The sequence below is a fragment of the Pseudonocardia sp. ICBG1034 genome, assembly GCF_020131375.1.
Classification (GTDB): domain Bacteria; phylum Actinomycetota; class Actinomycetes; order Mycobacteriales; family Pseudonocardiaceae; genus Pseudonocardia; species Pseudonocardia alni.
Genome location: NZ_JAHLEK010000019.1, coordinates 71,870 through 85,225 on the forward strand (window position 1 = coordinate 71,870; position 13,356 = coordinate 85,225).

Here is a 13,356-nt window from a genome sequence, read left to right on the forward strand (position 1 = left end):
GCCCTCACCACCCTGAAGCAGTACTTCACGAGGGTGCCACAACTCGTGATTGTGCTGCACGTCGGTCGGCGTCACCGTCGACGACGTCGCCGACCCCCGGCGGCCGCGCCGCAACCCCGGGAGCAGCCATGCGAGACATCTCCGCCACGTGGATGCGCGGTGGGACCAGCAAGTGCTGGGTCTTCGACGCCGACGACCTCCGGGTCGACGGCCGCACCGCGGACGAGGTGCTGCTCCGGCTCTACGGCAGTCCGGACCCGCGCCAGATCGACGGCGTCGGCGGCGCGACGTCCACCACCAGCAAGGCCGTCATCCTCTCCCGCAGCACCCGCCCCGGCGCGGACGTCGACTACACCTTCGCCCAGGTCGGCATCGCCGACGGCCGGGTGGACCGGACCAGCAACTGCGGGAACTGCTCCGCGGTCGTCGGGCCGTGGGCGCTGCGCCGCGGGTGGGTCGTCCCCACCGGGGACGTCACCGAGGTCCGCGTGCACAACACCAACACCGGCCAGCTGATCGTGCTGGAGGTGCCGACCCCCGGTGGACGCGTCGTCGAGGAGGGCCACGAGCACATCCCCGGGGTCCCGACCCCCGGCGTCGGCATCCGCATGTGGTTCGTCGACCCGGCCGGTCGCACGACCGGGTCGCTGCTGCCCAGCGGGAACCCGGCCGACGTCGTGCACGGCGTGCCGGTCACCCTCGTCGACGCCGGCGCCCCGGTCGTCGTCGTCCCGGCGGCGGCCGTCGGGATCACCGGGCACGAGTCGCCCGCCGAGATCGACGCGCTGCCGGGTCTGCTGGACCGGCTGGACGTGCTCCGCCGGGCCGCGGCCGTCCGCATGGGCCTGGCCGACACCCCGCGCGACGCCGCCCGCGCCGTCCCCAAGCTGGCGCTGGTCGCCGAGGGCGCGCCGGGCCGGTCCGACGTGGCCGTCCGCATGCTGTCGATGGGGCGCACCCACCCGGCACTCGCCGTGACCGGCAGCATCGCGCTCACCCTTGCGACCCGCACCGCCGGTACCGTCCTGCACGACCTCGTCGCGACGGAGCGGGAGGACCTGCTGATCGACACCCCGGCCGGCGTGATCGCCACCGTGCACGGCAGCCGTGACGGCCTGCCCGCGGTCGCGGTCCGCCGCACCGCGCGCCGGATCGCGGACGCGCTCCTGGCCCTGCCGGAGCCCGCGACCGCCGCCACCGTCCCGACCGCCGCGGTGCACGCCGCCTGACACCGCCCCGGGACCGGCACCACCGGCCGGCTCCCGCCCACACCCGGACCGCTCCGAGTCACGAAGGACAACGATGTCACCCCAACTCCTCTCCGTCCTGGTTCTGGCCGGCATGTTCGTCGTCGCGACGATGCTGCCGATCAACATCGGGATCCTCGCCTTCGTCGCCTCGTTCGTGGTCGGGACGTTCGCCCTCGGCCTCGACGAGAAGGAGATCTTCGAGGGCTTCCCGGTCTCGCTGTTCATCACCGTCGTCGGCGTCACGTACCTGTTCTCCGTGGCGAAGCTGAACGGCACCATCGACCTGCTCGTCGACGCCGGGATCCGCCTGGTGCGGGGCCGCGCGATCCTGGTGCCCTGGGTGCTGTTCGCCGTCGCCGCGGTGCTCACCGCACTCGGCACCTTCACCCCGGCCGCCGTCGCACTGCTCGTCCCGGTCGGCATGAACTTCGCGTTCAAGTACCGCATCAGCCCGCTGATGATCGGCATGATGGTCATCTGCGGCGCGCACGCCGGGGCCTTCTCCCCGATGGCCGTCTCCGGGGCGCTGGTCTTCGGGATCGTCGCCGACTCCGGCCTCGCCGTGTCCCAGGCCGTGCTGTTCTTCGCCAGCCTCGCGTTCAACGCCCTGCTCGGCGGCATCACCTACCTGCTGCTCCGCCGTCGTGGCGAGGAGAGCTTCGTCGAGCGGCCCGAACCCGCCGACGACGACGAGCTGCCCACCGGGGGCGGCGGTGTGGCGACGATGGTCCGCACGCAGCCCCGCGTCGTGACCTGGCAGCAGCGCGCCACGCTCGTCGCGCTGGTCGGCCTCGTCGTCGGCGCCCTGGCCTTCCACCTGCAGATCGGCTTCCTCGCCCTGGCCGCCGGTGCCGTCCTGGCCCTGATGGACCGCGACAACCTCGGCAAGGCGATCGACGGCATCAGCTGGCCGACGATCCTGCTGGTCGCGGGCATGGTCACCTACGTCGGTGTACTGGAGCACGCGGGCACCATCGAGTGGGTGTCCGAGGGCGCCGTGCACCTGGGCGCCCCGCTGCTCGTGGCCCTGGTCCTGTGCCTGGTCGTCGGCATCACCTCGGCTTTCGCGTCCTCGACGGCGATCCTGACCGCGGTGATCCCGATGGCGATCCCGCTGCTGCTGACCGGTTCGCTGCCCGCGGCGGGCGTGATCGCGGCGATGGCCATCTCCACCACGATCGTCGACGTGTCGCCGTTCTCCACCAACGGCGCCCTGGTGCTGGCCAACGCACGGGGTGTCGACCGCACCCGCTTCTACCGCCAGGTCATCACCTACACCTGCGGGATCGTGGCCCTCGGCCCGCTCGCCGCGTGGGCGGTCCTGGTCCTGCCCGGGGCGTTCTGACCCCGCCGGCCAGCACCCCCGACGACGTCGGGACGGGACCCCACCCACGCGACCGGGGCGTCCCCGACCGACCTCCGTGTGCCGGTACCCGCTCCCCGCGGGTACCGGCACACGGCCGTCCGGGGGCCGGGCTGCCTGCCCGCCGACGACGACCACGCCGTCCGCGCCCGGTTGCTGCAGGCCCCGCGGCACCGGACACCCGCGCACCCCGCGGAAGGGCTGTGGTGCGCATCGATCCGATGGCCGTCTGCGCTCTCCCGCCGTCGCGGACACCGACGAACAGCACGGTCGGGTGGGTCAGAACGGGACGGCCCGGGTCGACCCGCCGCGGTCGGCGGTCCCACAAGGACGTCGCGGTGCTCGAGTCGCGGTCACGGCAGGCCTCGTCGACCTCGGCAGGAATGCGACCCTGCTCAGAGACGGGGTATCCGTTCTCACGCGCCCACACAACGTATCGCCTCGTTGTGGCACCGGGCCTCGGTCGAGCCCCCCTCCCCCGCGACAGCCTCGCGACGGCGTGCGCGCCGGCCACCTCCTGCAGTTCGCGCGGCGGACACGAACGGGGCGAGCTCGTCCCGGAGCGTCGCTGCATCTCGGAGTCGTCATGTCCCTGCCCATCACTGCGATGCTCGACCTGCGCCGGCTCGCTACTCCCGAACTGCACAAGCTCCGGGACGCCCTGACCGTCGAGCGGCAGGGACGTGACGAGCTCGGCGAGAGTTCGCTGCGACCCCGAGCAGTTCGAGCGCCTGCTGGCGCACTCGGTGACTGCGCCCAGGCACAGGCCCTGCGCGCGGCGGCGGAGGCGGAGGACGGTCGGGTGACTCGAGGCCAGGTCTTCGCCTTCCTCGGGCGTTCCGCCCACGGCCGACTCAACGGGGTTCCGCAAGCCGATCGACCGTGCTGTGGCCGCGCTCGTGGTCGAGGGAGATCTTCCCGCGGTGACGCCGGGGCCTCCCTACGTCGACTACGGCAGCGGGGTCGCGGCAGAGGCGTTCCACGTCCAACCCGCCGAGCTGTCGTCGCTACGCGCAGCGGCTACGCGAGATGTTGCGCGAGGAGCTTGGCGTCCGTCTCCACAACCCTCCCGGCGAGTGGGGTGAACCTCGCTGGTTGCCTGGGTAAAGAGCAGTTCAACAACGTTGATGATCCGCAGTTCCGAGCGCTAATGACGGGGTGACGCGGCCGATAAGCGGTACGTGACTACGCCGCAGAGCCCCTACCAGGGCCACCCCCAGCAGCAGCCCTACTACGGCCAGTACCCGCCCCAGCAGGGCGGCCAGTACCCGCCGCAGGGCTACCCGCCCCCGCAGGGCCAGTACCCGCAGTACAACCAGGCCCCGCAGATCCCGCCGCCCGCGCCGAAGAAGAAGCGCACCGGGCTCAAGGTGACCCTCGGGATCCTGGTCGCGATCGTCGTCATCGCGATCGCCACCGGCGGTGGCGGCGACGAGCAGGCCCCGGCCACCGCCTCGGGCGACGCGAACGCCGCCCCTGCCGCCGCCGGTGCCCCCGCGAGCGGGGACCAGTCGGTGAAGTTCGGGCAGGAGGCCACCTCCGGAGACCTGGCCATCTCGGCGTCCGCACCCGAGCAGGTCACCGAGTTCGGCATGACGCAGGCGTGCTCGACAGTCACCTACAAGAACAACGGGTCCAGCCCGGCGTCGTTCAACCCGTTCGACTGGAAGTTCACCACCCCGGCCGGGGTCGAGGCATCCGCGTCGATCCCGTTCAACGCCGGGGCCAAGGCGCTGAACTCCGGTCAGCTCGCCCCGGGCGGCACCACCTCGGGGATGATCTGCGGCGACCAGCAGACCACCGACGTCAACGCGGTGAAGTACGCACCCTCGTTCAGCTTCTCCGACCCGATCACCTGGACGAACTGACCTCCCTCCCCCGAGCTGCGCGCCGAAAGCCGGGGTAGTCACGCACAACGACACGGCGCGCAACCGAGGCCCCCGCTGCAGCAGCCCTGCGGCGGGGGCCTCGTCATCTCCGCGGCAGCCCCCACAGCCATCGACACCCCCCCATCCACACCGCCGCCATCGACACCGCCGAGAGATCAGATCTCCAGGCGCAGGCGGGTTCCTCGCGTGGCGGGATCATCCGGCAGGAGATGTGGCCGAGCGGAGCTTCGTGCCAGGCGACGGAAGCACAGTCGTGTCGCGTAGCAATCCGATGCGGGTTCGGTGACTCCTATGTCATCCCACGGAGCACACTGACAGGTATCGGATCTGTCTGGGATAGGTTCGGTGGAATGTCGGATCAGGTGGATGGCGCGGGACGTGCCGAGGTCGTCGTCAATCAAGACGGTCGAATCCTGATTCCCGCGCAGGTTCGTCGGGATCTGGGGTCGACTGCCGGGTCGACGCTGTTGCTGTCGGTCGAGGACGGGCGGGTAGTGATGGAGTCCCGGGCGCAGCTGGTCGCGCGGATGCGTCGGGAGATCGCCGCGGAGTGGCAGGGTGACCCGCAGGACTCGGCCGCCGACGAGCTGATCGCCGAGCGCCGGGCCGAGGCCGCGACCGAGGACACCTCCGCGTGACCGGGCCGGGCCGGGCTGCGGTCAGCGACTCCCCCGCTTCCCCCGGCCCGGCGGTGCTGGACGCCTGAGCGGTGGGATCCATGCGAGGACCACGGCGCCGACGAGCAGCGCGAGTCCGGTCAGCACGAGCATGGTGGCCCGCCCACCAGCGATGGCCGCGGGCGCCGTTCCCAGTGGGGCGCCGACGGCGATCGCCACGGTCATACCCGTTGTGACGATGGCGACGGCTCCACCGCGTCGCTCAGGTCCTTCAAGAGCCGCAGCGGTCACGGTAGCGGTCGGCAGAAACAGGCCGGCTCCGCATGCAGCTAGCACCTGCCCGCCGAGCAGGACACCGAACGTGCCGGCGGCCGCGCTCAGCGCGGTCCCGACGAGGTAAAGAGCGAGCCGCAAGAAGCAGGACCCGGCGGCGAGCCCAGCGAACGCTGGAGGCCGCGAGGACCGGTCCGGCGATGGCTGCAGTCACTCCGAGTACCGTCACGACCTGACCCGCGGTCGCCACGGATACCCCGAGCGAGCTCCTTAGCTCCGGCAACAGTCCTGCGAGCACTAGTTCGCAGGTCCCTACTGCGAAGGCACCGACCCCCAACAGGTGGGGCGCTCTGGCCGGACCCTGCATGGGCCTCATCACCTCACGATATTGCTCGACGATGTGGCTCGGTTGCGGTTGTCATCGGCAGTCGAACACCGAGGGCCGTCGTCGTCGAACCAGTTCCGTGACGCCTTGAATGGGCTTCTCGTGAACAGGGGCCCTGTCCTGTCGACGGCACCGTGACGCCATGACGTCAGAGAGTGCGTCCCGTGCGCGAAACGGCGTTCCCGGCACTTTCCCGCTGGTCGCGCTCCGCCGAAACTTCTCATGTGATACGTATCACGAGGTGCTGCGACCGGTGGTTCACCCGGAAGCGACAGACTCGGTCAAACGTCGGGGCCCTCTCCGTCCTTCGTCGGAGTGGATTTCTACAGCTGACCGATGTGTGGAGATGAGCTGGGTTCCTAGCCTTGGGTCATGTCACGCAGCGGTCAGCCGACGATCGGGTGGGCCTCCCCGACACCGAGTTCCGAACCGCCGGCTCTGGTGGGTGCTTGGGGTCACCCTCGCGTTTGGGGTCGCGGCCGCCACGGCTCTGCAACTGCTCGCCGCCGCCGAGGCGTCGTTGGCTGTGGGTCCGACCCTGCTCGACAGCGCGGCGCTGCGCGCGTCCGCTCTGATCGTGCTGCCCATCGCCGGACTCAGCGTCGCGCCCGCGGTCCTGATCGGGATCTGGGCCGGTCGGCTGCGACTGCTTGAGCAGCCCGCCCACTATCGGAGCGTCCTGATCCGGGTCGTCTTGATCGGCTTCCGGGTGGCGCCCCTGGGCGCCCAGCCGGTCGCGTTGCAGGCGGTCGGTCTGTGGGCCCCGGACTCGGTCGGCGCCGGTGCCCTGGCCGACGCGGTGTTCGCGGTGACCGGTATCGCGGGGGGCCTGGCATACATGGCCACCATCGCACTCGTGGCCGACCGCCTCGGTCAGCGACGCGGACCGGTGACGAACGCGTTGGTCGCCGGTCGATGACGTTGTACATCGCGCAGTCGCCAGTCTGGTTCGTCGCCACCGAACCGTCGTTGCTCGATCTCGGCGGTCGACTCGGCGCGGCGACGGCCGCCGCGGTCGCTCTCGCCACCTGGGTGGTCACCGTGATCATCGCCGCTGTTCTGGAACGTCGGGGACGGCGCGGACCGGCCGAAGCGCTCCTGAGTCGCCTCACCCACGGAGCCGGGCGGAGCACCACACGTCCAGCGGCAGCGTGATCTGCGATCGGCTCCTGGAACTCGTCCGCGCTAGAGAACGGAAAGTGCTCATGCAGATCGACGGTCCACCGCGTGCACACAATGCTGGAACGTCTCCTCCCAGCGGCATCACTGCGCGCACGAACACCGTGCCGGCCGGGGTGGAGTACCACCGTGTCCTGGCGGGGGAGAAACGGCAGATCGGGCGTGGCCTTCTCGCCATCGTGCTCCTCGTCGGGGGCATGTGGGCGATGTTTCTCAGCTTCGCAGTTCTGGCACGGTGGCTGGACCAGACGTTCGGCATCCCCCAGTCCGCTGACGGGCGGGGCCTCCTCACCCCGAATATGCACGCCTTTGGGTTGCTGGCCACCGGCTTGGTCATCCCCTGGAGCATGGTCATTCAACGCTGGCTCTACGGTGTGCCCGGTGCCTCGCTGCACTCGGTCTTCTCACGATTCCGGCTTGACCTCTTCGCCCGCGCGTTGTTCGTCATCGCGCCAGCGTTCGTTTGCCTCAACGTCGTCAGCAACTACATCCTCCCTGCCGAGTCGACCGCGTGGGTGCAGAGCGACCTTCTCTGGATGTTGGCAGTGACGCTGCTCCTCATGCCGCTACAGGCCGCAGGCGAGGAGTACGGGATCCGTGGGCTGATCTTCCGGGTAGCGGGAAGCTGGGGGCGTGGCCCCCGATCCTCGCTCGTACTTGGAATCGCGGTGTCCACTGTCGTCTTCGCCTCGATCCACCTCGCCAGCAATCCCTGGTTGTATCTCTGGTACTTCATTCTCGCTGTCTCCGCCGCTCTCATCACTTGGCGTACCGGAGGTATCGAGATCGCGGTCGTCATCCACGCCGCCTTCAACACCCTGAGCTTCGTCTTCGCCATCGCGATGAGTTCGGACCTCGCGGGCGGTCTTGACCGTTCTGTCAACAACGCTGCGACCGGTATCTCCATGATCACGCCCAGTCTCGTGGTCATCGCGACGGTCGTGGCCGTGTGGTTCCGGACGCGTCACACCGGTCCAGTCACGACACCAGTGATCGACTCGCAGCGTGCAGAGGGCTCCACACTGCAGTCCTGACCCACTCTCCGGGTCCACCGAGTCCCGAGCCCGGAGGTTCCGAACCCGGATCACGTCAGATCTCGTGGGGCATGATGAGCTTGCTGCGCGGGCGACTCCGGCCCGGGACCGGGCGCCGTCCTGCAGCAGGGTGTGGGCTCGTGCGTTTTCGCTACGGTGGATCCGACGAGGCCCTCCCCAAGTGGCAGGTCGTCGCCGCCGAGATGCAGGCGATAGGGGGGGTACGGCGCCGATCACCGGCCGGAGCCGGCGCTGCGGCCGACCATCCGGGCGAGGTCGTCGAGCTTCGCCCGGCCTGGACTGACGAACAGGAAGTGGTAGATCGCGTTCAGCCCTCAGGCGGCGAGCAGGTCCTGCGGCTTCGGGGTGTCCACGATGAAGACCAGGCGGCCCCGGTCGGCGAGTTCCCCAAGACGTTGCGCGAGCATATCGCCGCCCACTGTGTCGATCACGACGTCCGCGCCGCCCAGCGCGGCGCGTTGTCGACTGATACTCGTGACCGTCACAGAGGTACATCACGATTCGGGCCGGAGTGCTTCCGCTTGCCGCAGCATGTCGGCGAGACTCGTAGCTGATCTGACCACCTGGACCTTCCCGGCAATCTGGCGGCGTAGGTCGGCCGGTATCGGCTGAACACTCCCGATGATCACGCGCGGTGCAGGCTGAGACGAGATCGCGCGGCACGGCCGCGTTTCGTGGGCGGGGGCCACGATCGGTGACTTGTACATCAGCGGGCCTCCGCATCCCCGGAGCGGATATCGGCGCCCGCACACGTGCCGGCGTCGACGTCGCTGTCGACGGTTTGGGTCGAGGTCGCGACCTCGTCGAGAGAACCGCCGCTGAAGGTGCGGGTGTTCGCGATCGACGCGGCCAGGCCGAGAGCAGCGGCGATCGGGGCGATGACGAACGCCGGTGTGGCGCCGAGGCGGTCGGCGAGCAGACCAGCGCCAAGCTGGCCCGCAGCGGTGCCGATCGGTCCGCCAGCACACAACACGGCCATGGCGGTGGCCATGGCCGGCAACGGTGTCTGGGCTTCGGTCAGCGCGTACAGGGTGACCATGTAGGGGCCGACAGCCAAGCCGGCGACCGCGAGCGCGACCGGCAGCAAGCCGGCCGTCGCGCCCCAGAGGAGCACCAGCATCCCCAGAACCAGGGCGAGAGGGAACAGCCAGCGGCGTAGGCCGAGGCTGAACCCTGGAGGCAGCCAGGCACATGCCGCGCCCGCGACCGCACTTCCGATCCCAAGCTCGGCGAAGTACAGACCCGCCAGCTGAGGGGTGCCCTCTGCCGCCGCGTAAGCAGCGACCCCGGTCTGTACCGCCCCGAAGATCGCCCCGGCGCTGACCATCGCCACGGTCAGCGTCATCAGCGACGGCCAGTGCAAGCTGACCCCGGCCCTGTCCGCATCCGAGCTCGGAACCGGCTCGGCGGCCGTGGACGATCTACCTGTCGTGGGCTCGCTAAAACCGGCCACGGGAGTGGCGTCCTCGCTTGGCAAATCTGCGTACTGGCGAGCGAGCGGGGCGGCGGCAACCACGAGCAGACCCGCGGCGCCAAGTAGCGGGCCTGCCTGCGGGAACCCCCACGCGGCGGTAGGCGCCAGGAGAAGGACACCCACCAGGGCCGGCCCAAGGACGAAGCTGGACTCGTCAACGGCCCCCTCGTATGACATCGCGGTCCGAATGAGGTGAGCGTCGCCGCTACGTAGCTGCCCGGACCAGTGCACCCGCACCAAGGGGCCAACCTGCGGTTGAGTCAGCCCGACGAGGACCGCAGCACAGACGATGACGACTGACCCGGCTCCACGGCTGGCGAGCAGCAACAGCAGGATGCTGGCTGCGTTGAGCAGCGCCGCCCAGAACCCGATTCGGCGCGGCGGGACCCATCGGGCCACCGCGCCTACGCACAGACCGCCTAAGGCGATAGCGATGCTCTGCGCGCCCGCGGCGAGCCCAGCGAAGGCGAAGCTGCCGGAACTCGCCTGCAGCAGCACGATCGTGCCGAGAGGCACGATCGCATACGGAAGGCGCCCGACGAGAGCAAGAGCTAGGAAGGCCGGGCGCGCTGAACGGAAGAATCGACGGTAGGACATCGGCGTCTCCTGGCCACAGCAAAGAGACGCGCCTACCCAGCCACCAGACGCGTGCCGTTCCCGATTCTGTCCGCAACGCTACCGCCAGACGGCCGAGCCGGCACCCGAGTACGACAAGGTCGTAGCGCCGTGACGACGCTCGATCAGCTCGCCGGCACCACGGCGCGGGCCAAGCCAGGCTCGGCGGACAACCGACAGGAACGCGTTGCCGACCCGGCATAAGTGGCACGGCCCCTCGAGAATCGGGCCAAGGTCGAGGCGGAGGCGCTGCTCAGCTGTCGGTGGAGGCCGGCCGCGACTGGGGTAGCTGACGGAGTGGCCTGATGAGGCGGGCGAGCATGGTGTGCAGGGCGGTGGTGTCACCGGCCAGCGAGAGCGCGGACGCTTGGTTGTTCTCGGCGGGGTCCATCGTGGTCCAGCGCAGCTCGTAGCCGGCGTCGTGGGCGAGCTGGGCCAGGAACGACCGCTGGGTGCGCCCGTTGCCCTCCCGGAACGGGTGCAGGGCGTTGATGTCGCCCAGTAGCTCGGCCAGGCCGGTGACGAAGCCGTCGAGGTCACGCCCGCGCAGGACCTGCTCGGAGTGGAGGCGGTCGAAGATGTCGGCGGCGAAGGTCTCGAGGTGTTGAGGGAGGCAGAACAGCTGTCCCTTGCCGATGGACACGGTGCGCAGCTGCCCGGCCCAGTCGTAGAGGTCGCTGAAGATGTGGTGGTGGAAGTCCTGCAGGTGGTCCAGGTCGTAGCGCCCGGGCAGCGGCTGCTGGCGCAGCTCGATCAGGCGTAGCGCGGTGAGCTCGGCCTCGGCCTGGGCGAGTTCGGCCGGATCGGTGATCCCCAGCCTGTTCCGAAGGACGCCGGTGGCGAGGTCGAGGTAGGGGTCCGGGCCGGTCAACGGCGGTAGCGGGCCAGGACACGCTCACGAGCCTCGCCGGTGCTGATCGAGCCGGCGGCGACACCGTCGAGCAGAGCCAGGCCCTCCGCGCTCGGCTCCAGGCCCTCGGCGCGGACCGAGGCGAGGGCCTCGTCGACATCGGCGCGTCGCTGCGCGGCCCCGATGAGCTGTTCGTAGCGGGCCACCGACATCAGCACCGCCTCGGGCTTGCGATGAGCACCGACGAACACCGGCTCGGCCTCGGGCTCCTGCACCCGCTTCAACGTCGCCGCCAACGCCGTACGGAACTCACGAAACGACAACACCTCGGGCACCCACACACCGCTAGCGTACCCGAACGTGTACACACTCGAGTACGCGAGGCGGGGCTCGACCGCACGATGCCTGGTCGTCGGTTACTGGTCACGGGGGCTGAGCCGCAGGCGGGCTCGCTCTGCTGTCAGCCGACGGACTTCGTCGTGGTCGGCTCGACGCTGCCCGTATCCGGCGTCGTCGGGACGGGAGTAGCCGGCGTGGGCGTCGTAGGGAGAGGTTCTATGGCCGAGGGCGGGGTGGTCGGCTCGGGGCTGCCCTCCTCGGGCGGCCTCGGAGCCGTCGGTGAGGTTGGCGGCGGGGACGACGTCGACGATGCCGGCGGCGGCACGGTCGACGGTGGCGCGCCGGTCATGCTGCCCTTTCGTTCTCGGCTACGTCGTCGTTCAGGCCGGCTTCGCCACCGTCCTGATGATCGCCGACCGGCTGGCTCAGAACCGCCTCTCGACCCGGTCCTCTCCTCGGATGCCCAGGTGACCATTCGCGGCCCTTCGGAGACAGGTGCGGCAGATATGCTGGAGGTCCGCGAGGGAGGACTGCTCATGGTGAGTTCGAGAACGGCGATCACCCCGGCAGACGTGGTTGCCGACCTCCCGCCGCAACAGTAAAGCAGCGACACCGCGGTCAGCTACGAGGCCGCGCAGGAAGCGATCAACGAGGTCCTCGCCTGCTACGTCGCCCTGCTCGAGCGGGAACGCCAGAAGCCGGCGCCAGACCGCGAGCGGATCGAGGACCTGCGGGCAAGGATCGCTGACTGCGCGCACCAGCAACGCGTTCTGTCGCCGAGGTATCCCGGGGAGCTCGCAGCGGTCCGCGGCAGCTACAGCCGGCGCCTCGCCGAACTGCGAGACGAACTGGGGTGAGCTCCGGTAGCGATGACGTCGCTCGCTATCGGCTCAGCGAGGCGGACAACGAACGCATCTTCCGCGACCTGATCGTCCCGTCCCGCCTGTCGGGCTACCAGCATCAAGACCAACCTGTCGAGGTCCTGCTCATGGCGTAACCAGGTGCCGGGAGGTCGAAGTTCGCCGGCGAGATCCGCGACGCCCTAGGCGCGGACGGTGGTGCGGTCGGGATCGACAGCGACCTCTACGAGCCGTTTCACCCGCAATGCGCCCACCTGATGAAGACCGACGGTCAGAAGATGGCCAGCGCCCCGGGCCGACGGCCGAGCCTAGATGAGCAAGACCCAGGATGACGTCCGCGAGAACCGGCTGCACGCGATCGTCCACGAGACCCTGCAGGACTTTCGCTGAGTCCATTCAGACCCTCCGCGGGTACCACAACCGCACGCACACTCGTGGGCCGAATCGTCTCCACGACCTGAGTTCGCAACGGCCGACGATCGCCGAAAGCGGGCAGGTGTCATCAGTTCAGATGAGCCGCCGGTCGGCGGCATAACGCTGGGCCGTTCGGCACGATGTTCATGACGGGTGGCCGCGTCGGGCGGCCCGGATGAATTCGGGACCACACGATGATTAGCAACCGCCGCGGGCGCCCGCGCTCCCACCTCGTCGTCGGCGGCGTCGTGGCGATCGCGCTTGTAGCCGCGCTGACCGGCGCCGGCATGCTCTCGTTCGCCCAGGCCACGCCCACGGTGACCGCCGTGCCGGATCAGCTGGCTGCATCGGCTTCCGACGCGGTGCCGACGCTCGCCAATCTCTTCCCGGCTCCCTCACTTCCCGCGCAGGTCATCCCCGACTTCCCCCTCCCGACCCCGGAGCCCGAACTCACCGCAGCAGACCGCTGCGACGATCCGGCCTGGTGGAACTCCCGCGCCACCGGCGACCCGAGTGACTACGTCGCCGCCTGCGGGACCTGGCCCTCGTGGATCGAACCCGGCGACGCCACCTGCCAGCCCGGCGAGCAGGACTGCAGCACCCCGGTCGAATCCCACGGGCCCGGTGCAGCGCCCTACACGGGACCGACCGAGGGCCGGGCGTGGTCACCGGAGTACGGCTACTACGAAGGCCGCACCGACGGCCCGACCAACAGCAACGGCGAACCCTGCATGCAGGGCCGCGACAACAACGACCCCAACTGCTGAGCCGCCGCACCGCCTCGTCCCATCGC

Annotated in this window: 13 protein-coding genes and 1 pseudogene; 9 read left to right on the forward strand and 5 right to left on the reverse strand. The window is 69.9% G+C overall.

The window, feature by feature from the left end; all coding sequences use genetic code 11:
- Positions 1-128 precede the first annotated feature (128 nt).
- From KPF22_RS20380 to KPF22_RS20395, 4 genes are all read left to right on the forward strand, one after another.
- Positions 129-1,229 carry a PrpF domain-containing protein gene (locus KPF22_RS20380; protein WP_208825844.1) on the forward strand — a complete coding sequence of 367 codons (1,101 nt, stop codon included), beginning with the start codon at positions 129-131 and terminating at the stop codon, positions 1,227-1,229.
- Between the two features lie 73 nt (positions 1,230-1,302).
- Complete coding sequence (locus KPF22_RS20385; protein WP_208825846.1) at positions 1,303-2,595, forward strand: SLC13 family permease; 1,293 nt, start codon at positions 1,303-1,305, stop codon at positions 2,593-2,595.
- 1,199 nt (positions 2,596-3,794) lie between these two features.
- The gene (locus KPF22_RS20390; protein WP_100877300.1) at positions 3,795-4,481 is read left to right on the forward strand and encodes a DUF4352 domain-containing protein; all 687 of its coding nucleotides are present in this window, start codon (positions 3,795-3,797) and stop codon (positions 4,479-4,481) included.
- Between the two features lie 371 nt (positions 4,482-4,852).
- A complete protein-coding gene (locus tag KPF22_RS20395; protein WP_208825852.1) occupies positions 4,853-5,140 on the forward strand; it encodes an AbrB/MazE/SpoVT family DNA-binding domain-containing protein in 288 nt (95 codons plus the stop codon).
- A gap of 21 nt (positions 5,141-5,161) precedes the next feature.
- On the opposite strand, the gene KPF22_RS33675 is transcribed toward KPF22_RS20395, so the two are convergent.
- Complete coding sequence (locus KPF22_RS33675; RefSeq protein ID WP_224403024.1) at positions 5,162-5,533, reverse strand: MFS transporter; 372 nt, start codon at positions 5,531-5,533, stop codon at positions 5,162-5,164.
- Positions 5,534-6,222: 689 nt separating this feature from the next.
- Here KPF22_RS33675 and KPF22_RS33680 point away from each other — a divergent pair.
- From KPF22_RS33680 to KPF22_RS20410, 3 genes are read left to right on the forward strand one after another with little or no spacing between them, the layout of a single operon-like run.
- The gene (locus KPF22_RS33680; protein WP_208825854.1) at positions 6,223-6,696 is read left to right on the forward strand and encodes a DUF418 domain-containing protein; all 474 of its coding nucleotides are present in this window, start codon (positions 6,223-6,225) and stop codon (positions 6,694-6,696) included.
- Positions 6,693-6,932, forward strand: coding sequence for a DUF418 domain-containing protein (locus tag KPF22_RS33685; RefSeq protein WP_208825856.1), 240 nt, complete (start codon positions 6,693-6,695; stop codon positions 6,930-6,932). The genes KPF22_RS33680 and KPF22_RS33685 overlap by 4 nt, the downstream gene beginning before the upstream one ends.
- Positions 6,933-6,982: 50 nt before the next feature.
- Positions 6,983-7,990: a CPBP family intramembrane glutamic endopeptidase gene (locus tag KPF22_RS20410; RefSeq protein ID WP_224403121.1), complete on the forward strand. Its 1,008-nt coding sequence runs from the start codon at positions 6,983-6,985 to the stop codon at positions 7,988-7,990.
- A gap of 335 nt (positions 7,991-8,325) precedes the next feature.
- On the opposite strand, the gene KPF22_RS20415 is transcribed toward KPF22_RS20410, so the two are convergent.
- The 4 genes from KPF22_RS20415 to KPF22_RS33255 all read right to left on the reverse strand — a co-directional run bounded on the left by KPF22_RS20415 (position 8,326) and on the right by KPF22_RS33255 (position 11,285).
- Positions 8,326-8,496 (reverse strand): hypothetical protein, encoded by a 171-nt coding sequence (locus KPF22_RS20415; protein WP_208825858.1) that lies wholly within the window; start codon positions 8,494-8,496, stop codon positions 8,326-8,328.
- 221 nt (positions 8,497-8,717) lie between these two features.
- Positions 8,718-10,082, reverse strand: a complete 1,365-nt coding sequence (locus KPF22_RS20420; protein ID WP_224403025.1) for a hypothetical protein — start codon at positions 10,080-10,082, stop codon at positions 8,718-8,720.
- A 271-nt stretch (positions 10,083-10,353) separates the two neighbouring features.
- The gene (locus KPF22_RS20425; protein WP_224403026.1) at positions 10,354-10,971 is read right to left on the reverse strand and encodes a Fic family protein; all 618 of its coding nucleotides are present in this window, start codon (positions 10,969-10,971) and stop codon (positions 10,354-10,356) included.
- Positions 10,968-11,285 (reverse strand): type II toxin-antitoxin system Phd/YefM family antitoxin, encoded by a 318-nt coding sequence (locus KPF22_RS33255; RefSeq protein WP_224403027.1) that lies wholly within the window; start codon positions 11,283-11,285, stop codon positions 10,968-10,970. Before KPF22_RS33255 ends, KPF22_RS20425 begins: the two co-directional genes overlap by 4 nt.
- A 1,013-nt stretch (positions 11,286-12,298) precedes the next feature.
- Between KPF22_RS33255 and KPF22_RS33690 the strand changes: the two are divergent.
- Both KPF22_RS33690 and KPF22_RS20440 read left to right on the forward strand, forming a co-directional pair.
- A pseudogene (locus KPF22_RS33690) lies at positions 12,299-12,481 on the forward strand (hypothetical protein); the annotation flags it as partial.
- 276 nt (positions 12,482-12,757) lie between these two features.
- On the forward strand, positions 12,758-13,330 hold the full coding sequence (locus tag KPF22_RS20440; RefSeq protein WP_224403028.1) for a hypothetical protein: 573 nt from the start codon (positions 12,758-12,760) through the stop codon (positions 13,328-13,330).
- The last annotated feature ends 26 nt before the right edge of the window (positions 13,331-13,356 follow it).